The organism is Micromonospora sp. C95 (assembly GCF_018070465.1).
GTDB lineage: Bacteria > Actinomycetota > Actinomycetes > Mycobacteriales > Micromonosporaceae > Micromonospora.
Map to the genome: position 1 here is coordinate 26,201 of NZ_JAGPXT010000011.1, position 20,492 is coordinate 46,692.

15 protein-coding genes are annotated in these 20,492 nt (G+C 72.0%); 7 read left to right on the forward strand and 8 right to left on the reverse strand.

Annotated elements, in window-relative coordinates:
- Positions 1-35 precede the first annotated feature (35 nt).
- Positions 36-2,792, reverse strand: coding sequence for a BTAD domain-containing putative transcriptional regulator (locus KBX00_RS15290; protein ID WP_210827429.1), 2,757 nt, complete (start codon positions 2,790-2,792; stop codon positions 36-38).
- Positions 2,793-3,269: 477 nt separating this feature from the next.
- Between KBX00_RS15290 and polA the strand changes: the two genes are divergently transcribed.
- Positions 3,270-5,969 carry a DNA polymerase I gene (gene polA / locus KBX00_RS15295; protein ID WP_210827430.1) on the forward strand — a complete coding sequence of 900 codons (2,700 nt, stop codon included), beginning with the start codon at positions 3,270-3,272 and terminating at the stop codon, positions 5,967-5,969.
- Between the two features lie 306 nt (positions 5,970-6,275).
- On the opposite strand, the gene KBX00_RS15300 is transcribed toward polA, so the two are convergent.
- The 4 genes from KBX00_RS15300 to KBX00_RS15315 form a co-directional block, all read right to left on the reverse strand.
- Positions 6,276-6,704: a DUF3140 domain-containing protein gene (locus tag KBX00_RS15300; protein WP_210827431.1), complete on the reverse strand. Its 429-nt coding sequence runs from the start codon at positions 6,702-6,704 to the stop codon at positions 6,276-6,278.
- Positions 6,691-6,909, reverse strand: a complete 219-nt coding sequence (locus KBX00_RS15305; protein ID WP_210827432.1) for a DUF2945 domain-containing protein — start codon at positions 6,907-6,909, stop codon at positions 6,691-6,693. Before KBX00_RS15305 ends, KBX00_RS15300 begins: the two co-directional genes overlap by 14 nt.
- 229 nt (positions 6,910-7,138) lie before the next feature.
- A complete protein-coding gene (locus KBX00_RS15310; protein WP_301547997.1) occupies positions 7,139-7,741 on the reverse strand; it encodes a Uma2 family endonuclease in 603 nt (200 codons plus the stop codon).
- A gap of 76 nt (positions 7,742-7,817) precedes the next feature.
- On the reverse strand, positions 7,818-8,624 hold the full coding sequence (locus KBX00_RS15315; RefSeq protein ID WP_210827434.1) for a class I SAM-dependent methyltransferase: 807 nt from the start codon (positions 8,622-8,624) through the stop codon (positions 7,818-7,820).
- 317 nt (positions 8,625-8,941) lie between these two features.
- Here KBX00_RS15315 and rpsA point away from each other — a divergent pair, with 317 nt between their 5' ends.
- Together rpsA and coaE are read left to right on the forward strand one after the other, a co-directional pair.
- Positions 8,942-10,438: a 30S ribosomal protein S1 gene (rpsA, locus tag KBX00_RS15320; protein ID WP_210827436.1), complete on the forward strand. Its 1,497-nt coding sequence runs from the start codon at positions 8,942-8,944 to the stop codon at positions 10,436-10,438.
- A gap of 256 nt (positions 10,439-10,694) precedes the next feature.
- On the forward strand, positions 10,695-11,876 hold the full coding sequence (coaE, locus tag KBX00_RS15325) for a dephospho-CoA kinase (RefSeq protein WP_210827438.1): 1,182 nt from the start codon (positions 10,695-10,697) through the stop codon (positions 11,874-11,876).
- Positions 11,877-11,926: 50 nt separating this feature from the next.
- Here coaE and KBX00_RS15330 read toward each other — a convergent pair whose 3' ends face one another.
- Positions 11,927-13,627: a hypothetical protein gene (locus KBX00_RS15330; RefSeq protein ID WP_210827440.1), complete on the reverse strand. Its 1,701-nt coding sequence runs from the start codon at positions 13,625-13,627 to the stop codon at positions 11,927-11,929.
- Positions 13,628-14,032: 405 nt separating this feature from the next.
- Between KBX00_RS15330 and uvrB the strand changes: the two genes are divergently transcribed.
- Together uvrB and KBX00_RS15340 are read left to right on the forward strand one after the other, a co-directional pair.
- Positions 14,033-16,141: an excinuclease ABC subunit UvrB gene (gene uvrB, locus KBX00_RS15335; protein ID WP_210827442.1), complete on the forward strand. Its 2,109-nt coding sequence runs from the start codon at positions 14,033-14,035 to the stop codon at positions 16,139-16,141.
- A gap of 107 nt (positions 16,142-16,248) precedes the next feature.
- Complete coding sequence (locus tag KBX00_RS15340) at positions 16,249-17,103, forward strand: helix-turn-helix transcriptional regulator (protein ID WP_210827444.1); 855 nt, start codon at positions 16,249-16,251, stop codon at positions 17,101-17,103.
- Positions 17,104-17,273: 170 nt separating this feature from the next.
- On the opposite strand, the gene KBX00_RS15345 is transcribed toward KBX00_RS15340, so the two are convergent.
- Positions 17,274-17,567: an antibiotic biosynthesis monooxygenase gene (locus tag KBX00_RS15345; RefSeq protein ID WP_210827446.1), complete on the reverse strand. Its 294-nt coding sequence runs from the start codon at positions 17,565-17,567 to the stop codon at positions 17,274-17,276.
- A gap of 194 nt (positions 17,568-17,761) precedes the next feature.
- On the opposite strand from KBX00_RS15345, the gene KBX00_RS15350 reads away from it, so the two are divergent.
- Positions 17,762-18,760 carry a TerC family protein gene (locus tag KBX00_RS15350; protein ID WP_210827448.1) on the forward strand — a complete coding sequence of 333 codons (999 nt, stop codon included), beginning with the start codon at positions 17,762-17,764 and terminating at the stop codon, positions 18,758-18,760.
- Between the two features lie 60 nt (positions 18,761-18,820).
- Positions 18,821-19,633 (forward strand): tyrosine-protein phosphatase, encoded by an 813-nt coding sequence (locus tag KBX00_RS15355; RefSeq protein WP_210827450.1) that lies wholly within the window; start codon positions 18,821-18,823, stop codon positions 19,631-19,633.
- Here the strand turns inward: KBX00_RS15355 and KBX00_RS15360 are convergent.
- Complete coding sequence (locus KBX00_RS15360) at positions 19,587-20,489, reverse strand: serine hydrolase (protein WP_210827452.1); 903 nt, start codon at positions 20,487-20,489, stop codon at positions 19,587-19,589. The genes KBX00_RS15355 and KBX00_RS15360 overlap by 47 nt on opposite strands.
- Positions 20,490-20,492 lie beyond the last annotated feature (3 nt).

Genomic DNA, 20,492 nt, shown 5'->3' on the forward strand with positions numbered 1-20,492 from the left:
GGACCACCGGCCGGCCTCGTGCTGTTCCGGCCCGGTCAGTCGGGCTTCGAGCGGGTCAGCTCCGCCAGGTGGCTGGTCAGCTCGGCGGTACCTCGGTGCCCCTTCTCCCGGTACGTCCGCAGTGCGAAGCTCAGCTCCGTCAGTGCCTGAGCGCGTTCGCGTCGGGCCAGGTGGGCGTGACCCAGTTCCTCGCGTGCCTCGGCCTCGATCAGCACGTCCCCGGCCAGCCGGGCCTGCTCGACAGCGCGTTGTCCCAGCCGTAGGGTCTCCTCCGGCTGCCCGGCGCGGCGGTGGGTCCGCGCCAGCCCGACCAGGATCTCCGCCATGTCCCGGGCCCCGCAGTGGGCCTCGGCGAGCGCCAACGCCGTCCGGTAGTGCTCCACCGCGCGGCCGAGCCGTCCGGCGAGCTGGTGGGCCTCGCCCAGGTTGCTGGCGACCAGGGCCCGTAGGTGACCGGCGTCGGGCAGGCCCCGGCTGCGCTCCTCGGCCTGGGTGAGCCGCCGGAGCGCCTCGGCGGGGCGCCCGGCGTTGTTCTCGATCGCCGCGAGGTTCAGCAGCGCCGTGGCCGCGCCGAGCCGGTCGCCCTCGGCGACCCGCAGCTCGTACGCCCGGGTGCAGTGACCGGCTGCCTCGTCGTGCCGGCCGAGCAGGCTGAGCGGGATCGCCAACCGGCCGCTGAGCATCGCCTCGCCCCGGGCGTCGCCGACCTGCCGCGCGGCCCGGACCCCGCGTGAGTACAGGTCGATCCAGCGGTCGCGTTGGTGGCGGCGGAACAGCCAGCCGTACATGGCCGCGGCGATCTGCCAGGCGAGTTGCGGATGGTCCGCCTCGGCCCGCTCGACGGCCGTCACCAGGTTGTCGGCCTCCGCGTCCAGCCAGGCCAGCGCGGCCGGCAGGTCGGTGAAGCGTACGGGGGACCCGGCGGTGTCGAAGTTGGGCCGTTCCGCCGGGCGCAGCGCGCGGTCGGCCGCGGCGGCGGTGTCCCGGTAGAAGGTGAGCGCCCGCTCCAGTGCCGCCGACGCCGCGGCCGGGTCGGCCGCGGCCTGTTCGGCGGCGAACAGCCGGACCAGGTCGTGCATCTGGTGCCGGCCGTCGACGGAGCGCACCAGGTGGACGGCGGCCAACCGGCGGAGCAGGTCCCGGGTCTCGGCCGGTGGCAGCCCGGCCAGCGCCGCGCAGGCGTCGGTGCTGGGACGCTGCCCCGGGTGTACGCCGAGCAGGTGGAACATGGTGCGGCTCGGGCCGTCCAGCGCGGTGAGTGAGACCTGCAGGGCCGCGCGGACCGAGACGTCCTCCGCGGTCAGCAGGCCGATTCGGTCGCCCTCGGCGGCGAGCCGCCCGGCCAGGGCCACCCCGCCGCCGAACTCGCCGAGCCGCGCGGCGGCGATCCGCAGCGCCAGCGGCAGCCGGTCGCACAGTTCGGCGATCCGGCGCAGGTCAGCCGGCTCGTCCCGCGCGGCGGGAGTGAGTCCCTGCCGGAGGAGATCCTGTGCGTCGGATTCGGTGAGCGGGGCGAGTACGACCTGGGTGGCGCCGTGGGTGGCGACCAGACCGTCGAGGCGACGCCGACTCGTGATCAGCACGAGGTTGTCGCCGGCGCCGGGCAGCAACGGGCGGACCTGGTGTGAGGAGGCGGCGTTGTCCAGCAGGATCAGCACCGGCTGGCCGGCCAGTTCGGAGCGGTAGCGGGCGGCCCGCTCGTCGAGGTCGGCGGGAATGGCGTCGCCGGGCACGCCGAGGGCACGCAGGAACCGCTCCAGCACCGTGGCGGGGGCGACCGGCTCGCCGGTGCCGCGCAGGTCGGCGTACAGGTGGGCGGCGGGCCGGTGGTGCAGCCGGGCGTGCGCGAGCCGCAGGGCGAGCGCGGTCTTGCCGACCCCGGCGGGACCGACGAGCGCGACGGTACGGGTGCCGGTGCGCACGGCGGCGTCGAGGTGGGTCAGCTCGGCCCGCCGCCCGACGAAGCCGCCCGGCTCCGCGGGCAGTTCGGCCGGTCCCGGCGGGAGCGTCGGGGTGGCGGCGGGCGGCGATCCGTCCGGTTCGACGGCGCGTAGCAGGGTGAGGTGCAGTTGCCGCAATTCGTCACTCGGGTCGGCGCCCAGTTCGGCGGCGAGCCAGCGCCGGTGCTGCTCGTATGCCCGCAGTGCGTCGCCGGGGCGGTGGCTGGCGGCGAGGGCCCGCATGAGCGACAGGGTGAAGCGTTCCCGGCTGGGATGCTGCGTGGCGAGCGGGCCCAGCCGTTCGACGAGCACGCCGGTGTCGGCGTCCGTGTTCAGTTCGGCCTCGAAGAGCTGCTCCAGGGCGGTCAACCGGGCATCCTCGAGCGACTCGACCTCGGGTGGTGGCGGTTGGCGGGGCAGCCACCCGCCGAAGGCCGGCCCGCGCCACAGGGCGACGGCTTCGCGCAGCAGGTCTCGCCGCTGCGGCCAGTCGAGCGCCCCGTCGGTCGTGCAGCCGCGGGCCACCAGCAGCCGGAACCGGTGCACGTCGACGGTGGTGGGATCGAGCAGCATCCGGTAGCCGCTGCCGTCGGTCAGGATGGTCAGCTGCTCGTCGCCGATGCCGGCGGCGGTCAGGGCGGTGCGCAGCTCGGACACCCGCGAGTGCACCATGGCGCGGGCGGTGCGCGGTGCTCGGGCGGACCACAGCAGGTCGACGAGTTCACTTGTCGACACGAGGGTGTTGGCGCGCAGCGCGAGTATCCCGAGCAGGAGGCGGTGCAGCCGGCGACCGACGGCGACGGGCCGCTCGTGGTGCCGGATCTCGACGGGACCGAGCAGGTGTAGCTCCAAGGACGTCCTCTGTGGCGCGGCGAACGGGACTCGCCGCGAGTGTAGGACCAGTCGGAAACGCGGCTGCCGGGACACCGCGAACATGGGCGAACGCCACCGGTGCCGGGCGAGACGTCCGGCACCGGCGGGGCCGGCCTGCGCCGGGCCGGCCCCGCGCCGAGTTGTCGGCGAAGGACGCTGCGGGCGGACCTGTGGGGCCCGCCTGCCCCCGAATGGCCCTTCGCCGTGTGTGCGGTCGTGACGGTGCCTCGCGCGGGAGGACACCGGCCGGTGGGCGGGTCGCGACGCCGTCGGCCGTCGCCGTCGGCCTGCGTCCCGTCACCGAAGTCGCCGCACGTCCACCAGCCAGCATCACCGCTGGACCTTCCCGTTCCCTTCCCGCTCGGCTCCGAGCTGCGGTTTCGCCGGGCGGCCACCGGCTGCGGGCCGGCCACGTCGGGGCGGTTGTTGTCGGCGGTACGGACTAGAGTCGCAGCCGTGACAGCTACGACCCCGCGCCTGCTTCTCGTCGACGGACACTCCCTGGCCTACCGGGCGTTCTTCGCCCTGCCGGTGGAGAACTTCTCCACCACGACGGGGCAGCCGACAAACGCGGTCTACGGCTTCACCTCAATGTTGATCAACGTGTTGCGCGACGAGCAGCCGACCCACATCGTCGTCGCCTTCGACGTGTCCCGCCGGTCCTTCCGCACCGAGAAGTACGCGGAGTACAAGGCGGGCCGCAGTGAGACCCCGACCGACTTCAAGGGCCAGGTCAGCCTGGTGAAGGAGGTCCTGGCGGCGCTGCGGGTGCCGGTGGTGGAGAAGGAGGGCTACGAGGCCGACGACGTCATCGCCACCCTGGCCTGCCAGGCCCGTGACCAGGGCATGCCGGTGCTGATCTGCACCGGCGACCGGGACGCCTTCCAGCTCGTCGACGAGCAGATCACCGTGCTCTACCCGCGCAAGGGCGTCTCCGACCTGGCGCGGATGGACCCGGCGGCGGTCGAGACGAAGTACGGCGTGTCCCCCGGCCGCTACCGCGACCTGGCCGCCCTGGTCGGCGAGACCAGCGACAACCTGCCCGGCATCCCCGGCGTCGGGCCGAAGACCGCGGCGAAGTGGATCAACACCTACGGCGGGGTGGAGGGCGTCATCGCCCGGGCCGACGAGATCAAGGGCAAGGCGGGGGACAGTCTCCGCGAACGGCTCGCCGACGTGATCCGCAACTACGAGATCAACCAGCTGGTCGCCGACCTGGAGCTGCCGGTGCGCCCCGAGGACGCCCGCTGGCAGGGATGGGACCGGGAGGCGGTGCACCAGGTCTTCGACACCCTGCAGTTCCGCATCCTGCGCGACCGTCTCTACCAGTACCTGGAGGCGGTCGAGCCGGAGGCGGAGTCGGGCTTCGACCTGACCGGTGAGGTGCTGGCCGCGCCCGCGGCGCTGGTGGGTTGGCTGGCGACGCACGCACCGGCCGGCACCGGGGTCGGCGTCGCGGTCAAGCTCGACACCGGGCCGAACCGCCGACACACCGCCACCGTCACCGGGATGGCGCTGGCCACCGCCGACGGTGCGGCGGCCTGGTTCGACCCGGCTCAGCTGGAAGCCGCCGACGAGGCGGCGCTGGCGGCGTGGCTGGCCGACGAGACCCGGCCCAAGGTGCTGCACGACAGCAAGCCGGCCGTGCTCGCCTTCGCCGCGCACGGCTGGGCACTGGCCGGCATCGCCCGTGACACGCAGATCGCCGCGTACCTGGCCCGCCCCGACCAGCGATCCTACGACCTGACCGACCTGGCACTGCGCTACCTGCACCGGGAGCTGCGGGTCGACGCACCGGAGTCCGGCCAGCTGACCCTCGACGGGCTTGGCGACAACAGTGAGGCCGAGCAGAACCTCATGCTGCACGCCCGCGCCACCCTCGACCTGGCCGACGCGATCGACGCGGAGCTGTCCCGCGACGGGGAGCAGTCGGCCCGGCTGATGGCCGGGGTGGAGCTGCCGCTGATGCGGGTGCTGGCGCAGTTGGAGCGCACCGGCATCGCCGCGGACACCGACTACCTGACGGAACTGGAGGCGCACTTCGCCGCCGAGGTGAAGGCCGCCGCGCAGGGCGCGTACGAGGCGGTCGGGCGGGAGTTCAACCTCGGCTCGCCCAAGCAGCTGCAGGAGATCCTCTTCGGCGAGCTGAACCTGCCCAAGACCAAGCGGATCAAGACGGGTTACACCACCGACGCCGACGCGTTGCAGTGGCTCTACGCGCAGAACCCGCATCCGGTGCTGGCCCACCTGCTGCGGCACCGCGACGTGGCCAAGCTCAAGTCGACGGTGGACGGGCTGCTCAAGTCCGTCTCCGACGACGGGCGCATCCACACCACCTTCAACCAGACGGTGGCCGCCACCGGCCGGCTCTCCTCCACCGAGCCCAACCTGCAGAACATCCCCATCCGCACGGAGGAGGGGCGACGGATCCGCCGCGCCTTCGTGGTGGGCGAGGGCTTCGAGTGCCTGCTGACCGCCGACTACAGCCAGATCGAAATGCGGATCATGGCGCACCTCTCGGCCGACGACGCGTTGATCCAGGCGTTCAACTCCGGCGCCGACTTCCACGCCGCGACGGCCTCGTCGGTCTTCACCGTGCCGCTGGCCGAGGTCACCCCGGACCAGCGACGCAAGATCAAGGCGATGAACTACGGCCTGGCGTACGGGCTCAGCGCCTTCGGCCTGTCCCAGCAGCTCGGCATCAGCGCCGAGGAGGCGCGCGGGTTGATGGAGAACTACTTCGCCGGCTTCGGCGGTGTGCGGGACTACCTCCAGGAGGTGGTCGCCCGGGCCCGCCAGGACGGCTACACCTCCACCATCCTCGGCCGCCGGCGTTACCTGCCCGACCTGGTCAGCGACAACCGGCAGCGGCGGGAGATGGCCGAGCGGATGGCGCTCAACGCCCCCATCCAGGGTTCCGCGGCGGACATCATCAAGGTCGCCATGCTGCACGTCGACACCGCCCTGCGCGACGCCGGGCTGCGCTCCCGGATGCTGCTGCAGGTGCACGACGAGTTGGTCTTCGAGGTGGCACCGGGCGAACGGGCGGCGCTTGAGGAACTGGTCCGTCGCGAGATGGGTGGGGCGTACCCGCTGTCGGTGCCGCTGGAGGTGTCGGTGGGCGACGGCCGCGACTGGAACAGCGCCGACCACTGAGCCGGCCTTGGAAGGCCTTCCGGGGCAGCCCGACCCGCTCCGGGCGGTCAGGCTTGATCCCTGCGCGGGTCGGGCTGCCCCGAAACCCTGACGTGGTCACCGAACGCGTGCCGGTCACGGTCCCGCGGGCGAACCGTGCGCTGATGTCAGCAGTTTCGGGGGAGCTCCTGCCTCGCGGGGCCGGCTGACCCAGCAACTTCGCCGAAGTTGCTGCCTCGCGGGTCGGTTGACCCAGCAACTTCGCCGAAGTTGTCGCCTGCTGGTGCGCGGGCGTGGTGGTGGGTGGGGTGCGCGGGGTCTTGGGTCTCAGCGGGCGGGGCCTCGGCGGGACTTGGGTGGGGTGCCGTGCCGGTCGAGGGCCTTGCGGGAGGGGCCGCCGGGCGGCGGCAGCGGTGCCTTGACCGGGTCGTGACCCCAGTTCATCAGCGAGTACCGCCACCGGGTGTCGCGCACGTCACCGCTGGGCCGCTGGGCCATGTGCCGCCGGACGTACCCGACGACCTTGCGCATGTGCTTGTAGTCGGCCTCGGTCAGCTGGCCACGCTTGCGGCGCAACAGGTCGATGATCCTTCGGCCGGACTCGTGGCCGACCGTCTCGCCGCCGCTGCCCTTCCGCCGCCAGCCGACATGCTTGGACTCGTCGGTGTCCAGCCACGTGGACAGCTCGCCGGGCTTCATGTTCACCGCCTCGGTGAACTCCCGGTAGGTCTGGTCCGGCTCGTCACGACGGCTCACGGCGCAACACCTCCGGGCGGTGGGCCACGTCCCGGCCCGAGTCGTCGTTGCGGATGCGGTACTGCGGCTGCTCCGGTGTCGCGTTCACGGCGTGCCCGCGTACGTGGGTGCGTTCGGTCAGCTTCTCCTTGACCACACCGTGGGCCCGGCCGCTGTGGCTGGCCCAGGAGACGTGGTCGCCTTCGTGGAAGTCCTGGTCGGCCATGCCGCCCGGTTACCCGGGCACCTCCGGTGAAAACGCCGCCGCCGTGCTCCGACGTGCCGAAGGCCGGCGGCCGGGCAGGGCGGCGGCGCCGGCACCGGCGACGATCCGCCCGAGGCGCCTGGTGGTGATTCCTCTCATGGGCCCGGACGGTAGGGAGCACGGGTGAACTGAAGGAGACCTGACGGTGGCGCCCGTCGGGCGTCCGGTGGCCGGTCTGCCCGGTGGTCAGCTACGTGGTGAGGTCGCGGACCGAAAGTTTGATCTCGAACGGTTCGGTCAGCTCGATCAGCTCGGCGCTGTCGGCGACGAGTTCGTACTGTCGCTCCCCGCCCGGCCCGATCCGGTCGCCGAGGCGGTACGCGTACACGTGCACCGGATCCTGTTCGATGCGCCAGTAGTAGGGGATGCCGGCGGCGGCGTACTCGCCCGGCTTGGCGAACCGGTCGACCCGGCGGGTACCCGGCGAGACGACCTCGACGGCCAGCACGACGTCCGCCGGCCGCAGCCGGGAGCGGTCCGACGGCAGCCCGGCGCGGCAGAGCAGCACGTCCGGTTGTCGGCTGGTGTTGTGGCTGAGCCCGACGCCGACCGCCTGGGCGGCGCGCAGGTGGTCGGGAGCGTGAGCGCGGAGCCACAGCCATACCAGGCTGGAGATGTCCTGATGGCCCAGGGTGGGGGAGGGTGTCACGTGGATGACTCCGTCGACGAGTTCGACGCGGGGGGCGTCGTCCGGCAGGGCGAGCAGGTCCTCCAGCGTGTAGTCCGCACGCTGCTGCCGCATCGGATCCGGACACCAGGGGCCAGGTGATGTCGGGATGGGCTCGGCGCTCATGTGCTGAGCGTAACGCCAGCCGGGGACGGCGGCGTCGCACTGGCTGTCCGGCACGGCGCCGTCGGGGACAGCCGGCTCAGCGGGCCGGTTTCTCGGCGACGAAGATGGCGGTGCCGGGGAAGAGTCGGCCGCGCAGCGGGCTCCACTGCCCCCAGATCCCCTCGTGTCCCTCCGGCCACTGCGGTTCCACCAGGTCCAGCAGTCGGAATCCGGCGCCCACCAGCTCGCGTACCCGGTCGCCGAGGGTGCGGTGCTGCTCGACGTAGCTGGCCCGGCCGTGTTCGTCCTGCTCCACGTACGGCCGGGTGTCGAAGTACGAGTGCACGGCGGTCAGCCCGCTCTCGCCGGGATCGTCGAGGAAGATCCAGCGCATCGGGTGGGTGACCGAGAAGACCCATCGGCCGCCGGGGCGCAGCACCCGGTGCACCTGACGCATCAGCGCCGCCGAGTCCTCGACGAACGGGACCGCGCCGAACGCCGTACAGGCGATGTCGAAGGTCTGGTCGGCGAAGGGCAACGCGAGCGCGTCGGCCTGGGCCAGCGGTACGCGTACCCCGCTGCGGGTGTTGGCCTGGGCCGCGTGCCGCAACATGCCGGCGGAGAGGTCCACCGCGACCGGGCGGGCGCCCTGGGCGGCCAGCCAGCGGGAGCAGGACGCGGCGCCGCAGCCCACCTCCAGCACCCGCCGCCCGGACACGTCGCCGAGCAGCCGGGCGTCGGCCTCGCGCAGTCCCTCCGGGCACCAGACGAAGTCCACGTCGCCCAGGAAGTCGCCGTGTTCGGCCTGGTACGCGTCGGCGTCGGCGTCCCACCACCGTCGGTTGGCGCTGCGGGCCTCGGCGTCACCCACCCGGCGCCGGGTCACCCGGTCGTCGTCGTTCACCAGGCCACGCTAGGCCCTCACGGTGGGGTGGCGGGCGGCGGGCCGGTGCGGTGTCTGGTCGAAATCTCCGCTTTGGCGGCTGGTGCGCCGACGAGTAGCCGGGAGGGCTTGCACGCTGTGGTAATGCAGCAGGTAGGGTAGACGATGCGCTCGCGGATCGTGTGCCTCGGCAGGGAGCAGGTGCGCGGTCGACGGAGTCACATCAAGATGTCGTTCAGCGATTTCCAGGTGGGCCCGCCGACAAATCCGTTGGCGCGCACAGGTCACCGCGACACCAGCCTGCTGTGACACACCATCCGACCGGAGCAACCGCCCACATGACGAGCAGCATCGAGGCCCCCTCGAGCGCCACCAAGGTCACCGTCGACGATCTCGGCTCTGAGGAGGCTTTCCTCGCCGCGATCGACGAGACCATCAAGTACTTCAACGACGGCGACATTGTCGAAGGCACCGTCGTCAAGGTCGATCGGGACGAGGTCCTGCTCGACATCGGCTACAAGACCGAGGGTGTCATCCCCTCTCGGGAGTTGTCGATCAAGCACGACGTGGACCCGGCAGAGGTCGTCTCGGTGGGTGATCACATCGAGGCCCTTGTCCTCCAGAAGGAGGACAAGGAGGGTCGGCTGATCCTCTCCAAGAAGCGGGCGCAGTACGAGCGGGCCTGGGGCACGATCGAGAAGATCAAGGACGAGGACGGCGTCGTCCGCGGTTCCGTCATCGAGGTGGTCAAGGGTGGCCTCATCCTCGACATCGGGCTGCGTGGCTTCCTGCCGGCCTCCCTGGTCGAGATGCGCCGTGTGCGCGACCTGCAGCCGTACGTCGGCCGCGAGCTCGAAGCCAAGATCATCGAGCTGGACAAGAACCGCAACAACGTGGTGCTGTCCCGCCGGGCCTGGCTGGAGCAGACGCAGTCCGAGGTGCGCACCGAGTTCCTCAACAAGCTCCAGAAGGGACAGGTCCGCAAGGGCGTCGTCTCCTCGATCGTCAACTTCGGCGCCTTCGTCGACCTGGGCGGGGTGGACGGCCTGGTGCACGTCTCCGAGCTGTCCTGGAAGCACATCGACCACCCGTCCGAGGTCGTCGAGGTGGGCCAGGAGGTCGAGGTCGAGGTTCTGGACGTCGACCTGGACCGCGAGCGGGTCTCGCTGTCGCTGAAGGCGACCCAGGAGGACCCGTGGCGTCAGTTCGCCCGCACCCACGCCATCCAGCAGATCGTGCCGGGTAAGGTCACCAAGCTGGTGCCGTTCGGCGCCTTCGTCCGGGTGGACGACGGCATCGAGGGTCTGGTCCACATCTCCGAGCTGGCCGAGCGTCACGTGGAGATCCCCGAGCAGGTCGTGCAGGTCGGCTCCGAGGTCATGGTCAAGGTCATCGACATCGACCTGGAGCGCCGCCGGATCTCGCTGTCGCTCAAGCAGGCCAACGAGGGCTTCGTCGAGGGCGAGGAGCACTTCGACCCGACCCTCTACGGCATGGCCGCGACCTACGACACCGAGGGCAACTACATCTACCCGGAGGGCTTCGACCCGGAGACGGGCGAGTGGCTCGAGGGGTACGACAAGCAGCGCGAGACCTGGGAGAACCAGTACGCCGAGGCGCGGCAGCGTTGGGAGGCCCACCAGAAGCAGGTGCAGACCTCCCGGGCCGCCGAGGCCGAGGCTGCCGCCAACCCGCAGCCGGCCCCCACCGCTGGCGGCACCACCACCTCCTCGACCAGCGCGGCCCCGAGCCGCCAGGCCGAGGAGCCGGCGGGCACGCTGGCCACCGACGAGGCGCTCGCCGCACTGCGGGAGAAGCTCGCCGGCGGCAAGTGATCCTGGGACCCCTCAGGTTCGGCGTCCAACGCCCGCACGCAACCTGAACGTGTCGCCTGAGAACGACGGGCCCCGCCCCGACTCCGAAACTCCGGGTCAGGGCGGGGCCCCCTCTCGTCCCACCCGTTGATCATGAGGGTGACAGCCCTTTGAAGATCAACAACTACTGCCAACCTCATGATCAACGCTGGGTGGGCGGGGTGGGGTCGGGTGGGTGGGGTTGGCGGGGGTGGGGTGATCGGGTTGACTGGGTGCCGTGCTGAGGGTGGGGTTGACCGGCGGGATCGGTTCGGGCAAGAGCGCGGTGGCCGGACGGCTGGTCGAGCGGGGTGCGGTGCTCATCGACGCCGATCAGCTCGCCCGGGAGGTGGTCGCGCCCGGCACCGAGGGTCTCGCCGAGGTCGTCGCCGCCTTCTCCGACCGGGTGCTGAACGCCGACGGGGCCCTGGACCGGGCTGCCCTGGGTGAGTTGGTGTTCGCCGACGAGCCGGCCCGGCGCCGGCTGGAGGCGATCATTCACGGTCGGGTCCGGGCCCGCACCGTGGAACTGACCGCCGCCGCCCCGCCGGACGCCGTGGTGGTGAACGATGTCCCGTTGCTGGTCGAGGTGGGACTGGCGCCCACGTACCACCTGGTGGTCGTGGTGCAGGCGGAGGTGCAGACGCGGTTGGCGCGGCTGGCCCGCGACCGGGGCATGAGCCGGGCGGAGGCGCAGCGCCGGATCGCCGCCCAGGCCGACGACGCCCGCCGCGCGGCGGCGGCAGACGTGCTGCTGACCAACGAGGGCACCCTCGACGACCTGCATGTGACGGTCGACGCGCTCTGGCGCCATCGGCTGGTGCCCTTCGAGGACAACGTGCGTCACCGGCGGGCGGTGCGGGCGGGCCGGGTGACGCTTGTCGAGCCGAACCCGACCTGGCCCCAGCAGTACGCCCGGCTGGCGGACCGGATCCGGCACGCGATCGCCCCCGCCGACCTGCGGATCGACCATATCGGCTCGACCGCGATGACCGGGCTGGCCGCCAAGGACGTCATCGACATCCAGCTCGGCGTGCCGTCCCTCGCCGACGCCGACGGTGTGTTGGCCGAGCGGCTGGCCGACGCCGGTTTCCCCCGGTTGCCGGGCGACTGGTGGGACAGCCCCCGACCAGCCGGTGGCGACCGGTGGGCGAAGCGGCTGCACGGCAACGCCGACCCGGCCCGACCGGTGCATCTGCACCTGCGGGTGACCGGGTCACCCGGCTGGCGGTACGCCCTGCTGATGCGCGACCACCTGCGCGCCGACCCCGACCGGCGGGGCGCGTACCTGGTGCTCAAGCGGGAACTGGCGGCGTCCGCGCCGGACAGCGGCGCGTACGCCACGGCCAAGGACCCGTGGTTCGACGAGGAGCACCTCCGGGCGGAGGAGTGGGCCGCCCGCACCGGTTGGCGCCCCTGAGCGGCGCGGCACGGTCCGCTGGGGCGCACCCGGCGCCGGTGGGGGCCCGGTCAGCGCTTTCGCGGGGGCGTCAGCCGTGGTACCCGGCCCGGGACCAGGTCCAGCTGCGCCCAGGCACCGGAGCGGGTCGGCAGTTCCAGCCGGCGCAGCAGGCCGGACCGGTCGACCCAGTAGCGCAGCGGCCCGGTACCACTGTCGACCTGCACCACGTCGACGGTGGTACCGGCGAGGCTGTCGCCGCGTACCCGTTCCGTCCTGCCCGCGTCGGAGCGCTGATCGGCCCGCAGCGCGGCGGCCACCAGCGGGTCGACGGCCTGCGTGCGATGCGCTCCCGCCCGCCAACCGGCGGCCGGTGGCGGCAGTGGCGCACGTGCCGACCCGCCGGCGTCGTCGATCCGGGTGACCTTGCGGCCGAGGTGGCGGACCAGGGTGCGTCGTCCGTCCGCGTCGAGGTCGGTGACAGCGAGGTACGCGCTGCCCGCCGTCCAACTCAGCCAGCCGCTGCCGCGCAGGTTGGTGCCGGCGGCGACGGGCACGGCCAGGGTGGCCGTGGCCCCGCCGACCGTGCTCAGGCGGGACGGCATGCGGCGCCAGCGGTCCCGTTCGGCGGCGGTCAGGGCGCGGGGTAGGCCGGGGCGACCGCCGAGCGCCTCGACGGGTCGCAGCGTCGGACGGTCGGCCCGGTTCAGGGTCACCGTGACCGGTCCGATCCCGGTGAGACCGGTGCGTACCCGGTGCAGCCGGCCGGCCCGGTCCAGCCAGTAGCGGGTCGGGATGGCGGTGTCCGACGCGCCGGCACCGGGGGTGTGGCTCGCCGGTGCGCCGGCGTCCGGCGCGGCAACCTCCAGCACGTCGACCGGCTCCCCGTGGAGGTGCTCCCGGCCCACCCAGCGGCCGGCCCAGCGGTCCGCCGGGTCGGGCCGGTCGGCGGCGAGCGCGAAGATCAGCCCGAGCAGCGGCTCGAGATCCGGGTCGGCGGGCAGCCGCCAACCGTCGGCCGGTGGCACCAGGGGCGGCATGGCGGGCGTCGGTACGGCCGTCGGGTCGGGTCTGATCACCAGCACGGTGGGGGTGGCCTGGGCCAGTCCGCGCGATGCGCCCGCGCCCGGGCCCCCCACGTCGAGGTAGGCCAGCCCCCGGGCCCAGTCGACCCAGCCGAGCAGGTCGGTGCGGCTGGCGCCGGTGCCGGCGGTGATGTGCAAGCCGGCCCGCAACTCCCGGTAGTTGGTCACCCGCATGGCGGCCAGGCGTTCCCGTTCGGTCGAGGTCAGGTCCCGTGGCGGCGGGCCGTCCGGCGTCCAGTTGATGAGCGTGGCCACCAGCATCACGGCGGAGAGCACCGCGGTGAGGGCCAGCCCGGCGAGGGTGAGGCGGCGTCGTCGGTTGGGCACCCGCCGTGGGTCGTCGGGCTCGGTGGTCGCGCCGGCCAGCTCCTCCTCCTCGGCCCGGTTCCCGGCGGCCAGGTCGAGCAGCCCGCCGGAGACCACGGCCCGGCGGACGCCCGGCCGTGGCTGCGCCGGTGCGGTGCCGGCCAGGTTGAGGACCGCGGGTGGCGCGAGACCGGCCCGGTGGCGGCGGTTGACCGCGTGGTGGCGGCGGGCGTGCGTACGGGCGTGGCCCGTCGGCCCGGCGTGACCGGTGCCGGCCGGGCTGCCGCCGCCGGTCGGGGTGGCGGCTCGGGTCGGGTCGGTGCGCGGCGCGTCGGGTGGGCGGCGACGGCTGTCGGACGGCGGTTGTGAGCTGCTCTCCACGAGAGGATGAACGGCGCGGACCGCGCGGGAGTGACGAGCAGGGGCGCTCGCGGCGGCCGGTCAGCGCGATCCGCGCGACCACGTCCGGTGCGCACGCCAGGCATGCCGGGTGCTGCGACCCTCGGTGCCGGGGGTGGCAGGACCTGTGCGGCCCGCCACCGGCCCGGTCGGCCGCCGCGAGCGGCCTACGGGAAAAGCGTAGCCGGGTGAGAAGGACCACACAATGCGAATATCGAAGCCGATCAGATGCCGCACGTAGTCGCCAGGGTGGGCGGGGAGGATCCGCGAGGCGACCCACCGTCCGCACCGAGCCGGCGTCCACCGCCGTCGGCCGTCCGGTCGGTCGGTCGGGTGGCCGGTGCGGACCGGGACCGACTGTCGGAGCCCCGGCGTACCGTTGAGGACATGGCGCTCGACATACCCCGGCTCGACGGCCGTTTCCAGGTCATAAGTGATTTCCAGCCGGCCGGTGACCAGCCGGCGGCGATCGACGACCTGGAGCGGCGGGTGCGTCGCGGCGACCGCCACACGGTGCTGCTCGGCGCGACCGGCACCGGCAAGAGCGCCACGACCGCCTGGCTGATCGAGCGGCTGCAGCGTCCCACGCTGGTGCTGGCCCCCAACAAGACGCTCTGCGCGCAGTTGGCGAAGGAGTTCAGCGAGCTGCTGCCGGACAACGCGGTGGAGTACTTCGTCTCGTACTACGACTACTACCAGCCCGAGGCGTACATCCCGCAGACCGACACGTACATCGAGAAGGACTCCTCGATCAACGAGGAGGTCGAGCGGCTGCGGCACTCGGCGACGATGTCGCTGCTCACCCGGCGTGACGTGGTGGTGGTCGCGACCGTCTCGGCCATCTACGGGCTGGGCACCCCGGAGGAATACCTCGACCGCGCGGTGCGGGTCGCCGTCGGTCAGGAGCTCGACCGGGACCAGCTGCTGCGTCGCCTGGTCGACATCCAGTACACCCGCAACGACATGGCCTTCCAGCGCGGCACCTTCCGGGTCCGCGGCGACACGCTGGAGATCATCCCGGCGTACGAGGAACTCGCCGTGCGCATCGAGCTCTTCGGTGACGAGGTGGAGAAGCTCTACTACCTCAACCCGTTGACCGGTGACGTGGTGCGTGAGGTCGACCATCTGCTGATCTTTCCGGCGACGCACTACGCGGCCGGGCCGGAGCGGATGGAACGGGCGGTCCGTGACATCGAGACCGAGCTGGGCGAGCGGTTGGCCGAGCTGGAAGGGCAGGGCAGGCTGCTGGAGGCGCAGCGGCTGCGGATGCGCACCACGTACGACATCGAGATGATGCGGCAGGTGGGTTTTTGTTCGGGCATCGAGAACTACTCGATGCACATCGACGGTCGGTTGCCCGGCAGCCCGCCGCACTGCCTGCTCGACTACTTCCCCGACGACTTCCTCACCGTCGTCGACGAGTCGCACGTGACCATCCCGCAGATCGGCGGCATGTACGAGGGCGACGCCTCGCGCAAGCGGATGCTTATCGACCACGGGTTCCGGTTGCCAAGTGCCGCCGACAACCGGCCGCTGCGGTTCGACGAGTTCCTGGAGCGGGTCGGTCAGATGGTCTTCCTGTCGGCGACCCCCGGTCCGTGGGAGCTGGAGCACGCCCAGGGCGAGTTCGTGGAGCAGGTGATCCGTCCGACCGGCCTGATCGACCCGGAGGTGGTGGTCAAGCCCACCAAGGGGCAGATCGACGACCTGATGCACGAGATCAAGCTGCGCACCGAGCGCGACGAGCGGGTGCTGGTCACCACGCTGACCAAGAAGATGGCCGAGGACCTGTCCGACTATCTCCTGGAGAACGGCATCCGGGTGCGTTACCTGCACTCCGAGGTCGACACGCTGCGCCGGGTGGAGCTGCTGCGCGAGTTGCGCCGTGGCGACTACGACGTGCTGGTCGGCATCAACCTGCTGCGGGAGGGCCTCGACCTGCCCGAGGTGTCGCTGGTGGCGATCCTGGACGCGGACAAGGAAGGCTTCCTGCGCAGCGGCCGGTCGTTGATCCAGACCATCGGCCGGGCGGCCCGTAACGTCTCCGGCCAGGTGCACATGTACGCCGACAAGGTCACCCCGTCGATGGCGGACGCGATCGAGGAGACGAACCGGCGGCGGGCCAAGCAGATCGCGCACAACGAGGCGCACGGCATCAGTCCGGAGCCGCTGCGCAAGAAGATTCACGACATCCTCGACGACATCTACCGTGAGGCGGAGGACACCGAGGCGACCCGGGTCGGCGGTGCGGTGCGGCAGCTGTCCCGGGGCAAGGCGCCGGTCAAGGAGACCCGCAGCCGGGCTCGGGGCGGCGCGGCCACCCCGGCGCGGGAGGGCCTGGCGCGGGCCGAGTTGGCGCAGCTCATCCAGGAGCTCAACGATCAGATGCTGGCCGCCGCCCGGGAGCTGCAGTTCGAGTTGGCCGCCCGGATCCGCGACGAGGTCGCCGACCTCAAGAAGGAGTTGCGGGGCATGGACGCCGCCGGCGTGCGGTAGGCCCGCCGGTGGACGATCCACTTCCTACGGTGGGGAAATAGCGGAATGCGAGCGTCCTATTGCACTAAGTGATCGCCGTGCGTACTCTCCCTCGGTGGGAGGCAGGGATGCCGTTGCCAACGAGTCCGGTCATTCGACGTGCGCGACTGGGCGCCGAGCTGCGTCAGCTACGCCGGCGGGAGGCGCTGACGCTGGAGCAGGTGTGTGAGCGGCTCGGTTGGGCGTCCACCTCCAAGCTGTCCCGCATCGAGCTGGGGCAGAGCCGCCCCGACCTGGCCGACGTGCTCGACCTGCTCGATGTCTACGAGGTGCCGTCAGGGCAGCGCGACGCCCTGATCGTCATCGCCCGGGACGCGGCGACCAGTCGGGGCTGGTGGAAGTCGCTCGGGGAGATGGGGGAGCGGCAGCGCACGTACGCCGAACTCGAGGCCGGCGCGGCGGGCATCGTGGAGTACCAACCGGCGATCGTGCCCGGCCTGCTGCAGACCCCGGCGTACGCCAGACTGCGCATCGTCGCCGGTCAGCTCATCGATCAGACGGTGGACGTGGAGGCCGACCTGCGGGCCCGGGCCGCCCGGCAGGCGGTGCTGCGCCGCGTCGAACCGCCCCGCTACACGGCGCTGATCACCGAGCTGGCCTGTGCGCCGGGGGACGACCCGGTGGAGGTGTGGCGCGAGCAGCTGGAGCAGCTGCTCGAACTGGCCGCGCTGCCACACGTGACGATCCGGCTGCTGCGGGTCGGTGCGGGCCGCCGCCCACTGCCGCTGACCCCCTTCTCCTGTTACTCCTTCCCGGACCCGGCGGACCCGCGCACGGTGATGCTGGAGGCGCTGACCACGGACGTGCGACTGACCACCGCGACGGACGTCGACAGGTACGAGCGGATGACCGACTGCCTGCTGGAGGCGGCACTGCCGGAGGAGGAGACGCTGCGGGCGCTGGCCCGCCGGCTCGACGGGTGACCCACCCGCCCGGCTGCCCGCAGCGTCGGCAGGCCAGGCACCGAGAGGCGCCGGCACCGGACCCGGCGCCCCCGAAGCCGTCGGGGTCGGTGCCGACGCGAGACGCACGATAGGTGGAGGGTGTGACACTTTCTCGTCTCGGTGGGCGGCGCGCGGTGCTCGGGTGCCGATCAGGCGGGTACGTCGACGAAGTGTTCGACCCGTGGCGGTGCGGCGAAGTGCGGGCCGATCAACTCCCGCCACCCGACGAAGCGCTCCGTGGCCCGGAAGTTCTGCTCGTGAGCGTCGACGGTGTCCCACTCGACAAGCAGCACGAAGCGACTGGGGGACTCCAAACCCCGGGTCATGCGTACCGAGCGGCAGCCGGGCGTGCCGGCGAGCAACGGATGTCCCTGGGCGTAGGCGGCGGCGAACGCCTCCTCGTGACCGGGGATGACATCGATGAGCGCAACCTCAAGGACCATGCCGGCAGCCTGCCACATCGCTGCCGGGCCCAGACCGGCCCGGGTCGATGTTTCCACCCGCTGGCCGCTCGTGCCGGACCAGCCCGACCTGGTAACCCATCCTCCTAGGATGCTTAGCGGGGGTGGGGCGTCCGACACATCGAGGACGGCGTACCGTGGGCCGGTTGCTGGGTGGCGGCCGGAGGAATCAGACTGTGAACGTGTCCGGACTTGTGTGGGCGGCGACGCTCGCGGCGCTGACCACGGTCCTCGTGGTGGACCTGCTCATCATCGGGCGCCGGCCGCACGAGCCGAGCGTGCGGGAGTCGAGTCTCTGGGTCGCCTTCTACGTCGGGCTGGCCCTGCTGTTCGGTGGCGGGCTCTGGCTCACCGCCGGCGCGAGCGTGGCGGGGCAGTTCTACACCGGCTGGCTGACCGAGTACAGCCTCTCGGTGGACAACCTCTTCGTCTTCGTGATCATCATGGCCCGCTTCGCGGTTCCCCGGCAGTACCAGCAGAAGGTGCTGCTGATCGGCATCGTCCTCGCGCTCGTCATGCGGGGCGGTTTCATCGCCGCCGGTGCGGCGTTGATCTCGCAGTTCACCTGGGTCTTCTACGTCTTCGGGGCGTTCCTGATCTACACCGCGATCAACCTCGCCCGGCAGGGTGAGTCGAGCGAGGAGGAGTTCACCGAGAACGTCCTCATCCGCTGGAGCCGGCGGGCGCTGCCCATCTCGCGGGGCTACGAGGGTGCCCGGGTGGCCGTGCGGGAGAACGGCCGGCGAATGTTCACCCCGATGCTCATCGTCATGATCGCTATCGGTACCACCGACCTGATCTTCGCTCTCGACTCGATTCCGGCGATCTTCGGGATCACCCAGGAGCCGTACCTCGTCTTCACCGCCAACGTCTTCGCGCTGATGGGGCTGCGGCAGCTCTACTTCCTGCTCGGCGGGCTGCTGGACCGGTTGATCTACCTGAGCCACGGCCTCGCGGTGGTGCTCGGTTTCATCGGGGTCAAGCTGATCCTGGAGGCGCTCGCGGAGAACAACCTGCCGTTCATCAACAACGGTGAGCACGTCGGGTGGGCACCGCACATCCCGATCTGGCTGTCGCTGCTGGTCATCCTGGGCACCCTGGCGGTGGCCACCGCGGCGAGCCTGATCCGATCCTCGCGGGACCGGCGACGCGAGTTGGCCTCAGCTCGTCGCTGAGCCGGCGGTGCCTACCGGAACGATCATCGGGTACGGCACCCTGTACGTGAGGGAGGCGACATGACTGGTCAGCGAGTGGGCGCAGCGGACTGGACGCTCGTCGGCGCACCCAACGCGCGGGACCTCGGTGGACTGATCGGCGTTGCCGGCCGGCGGGTACGACCCGGACGGCTGATCCGTACGCCGGCGTTGGGCCGGCTCACCGACGAGGACCTGCCGGTGCTGGCGAAGCTCGAACCGGCCTGTGTGGTGGACCTTCGGGCCCACTCCGAGGTGTCGGTGGCGCCGCCGGACCGGCTGGTCGGCGAGCCGACCGTGGTGCACCTGCCGGTGCACGATCCGGCGCATCCGGTCTTCACGTACGTCTCGGCCGTGCTGCTCGGCCACGACCTGAGCGAGTACGCGGAGCTGGCGCGGCAGGGCACACCGGCGGCGATGGCGGCGATCTACCGCTGGTTCGTCACCGGAGACTCGGCTCGACAGGGGTTCGCCGCCGCGGTCCGGTTGGTGGCCGACGAGCGTAACCTCCCGTTGGTCTACCACTGCTCGGCGGGCAAGGACCGCACCGGTTGGCTGACCGTGGTGCTGCTGCACGCCCTCGGCGTGGACGAGGCCGCGATCCGTGCCGACTACCTGGCGCACAACCCGCTGACGGAGAGCCTGCGAGAGGTGCTTGTCGACGCGATGCGGCAGCGCCACCCGGGGCTCGACGAGACGGCGGTCCGGCCGGTGCTGGAGGTCCGCCCGGAGTACCTCGACGCCGCGTACGCACAGCTGCGGCAGGTGCACGGGTCGTTCGGGGCGTACCTGCGCGACGGTCTGGGGATCACCGAGGAGACGGTGGCGGCGTTGCGGGCGAACCTGTTGGAGTGAGCGTGCCGAGGTCGTGGCGGGCCTGCCACACCTCGCGGGAGATGTCGGCCACCAACTGGTTGGCGTCGACGTCGGCCCGAGCGTCGGTCTGGTCGTCACCGACGGTGGTGCAGACGACGAGCAGGTACGCCTCGGCGTCGGCGGGGTAGACCACAGCGGCGCCGTGCCGTACGCCACGTACCCAGCCGTTCTTGTGGGCGAGTCGGACGTCGGCGGGCAGCCCTTCGGCGATGTCCTGACGGATCTGCTGGGCACAGAGCACGTCCACCATGGCGGTGCAGCCGGCGGGTGAGGCGATCGGCCCGGGGCGGGTGGCACCGGTGGCGACGGCGCCGAGCAGCGCGGCCAGGTCGGCGGCGGTGACCAGGTTGGTGATCTGCGCCTCGCGGGCGGCGAAGTCCTCGATGCCGCGTCCGGTGACGCTGTGCCGGGCGCCGGCCAGCCGCCAGACCTCGGCCACCGCGGCCAGTCCGACGTGTTCGATGACCAGATTGGTGGCGAGGTTGCTGGATCGGATGATCATCCGTTCGGCGAGCCAGCGCAGCGACGCCCGCCCATCGAGGCGGTCCCATACGGTCCCGTCGTTGTCGTAGGCGCGGCGGCAGGAGTACGGCGGGGCGTCCGGCCGGGCGGAGGTGAACCGGTTGACGACCTCGACCGGGGCGTCAGGGTCGAGGTGGCCGGCCTCCGCGGCGCGGTGCAGCGCGGCGAGCACGGCCAGTTTCATCGTGCTCGCCGCGTAGTGGGTGGCCTCGGCCTGCCGGGTCCAGGTGGGCGGGGCACCGAGCGGCCCCGCGTACACCGAGATCGTGCCGGGCTCCCGGTGCAGCCGCGCGTGGAGGTCGGCGGCGGCCATCGG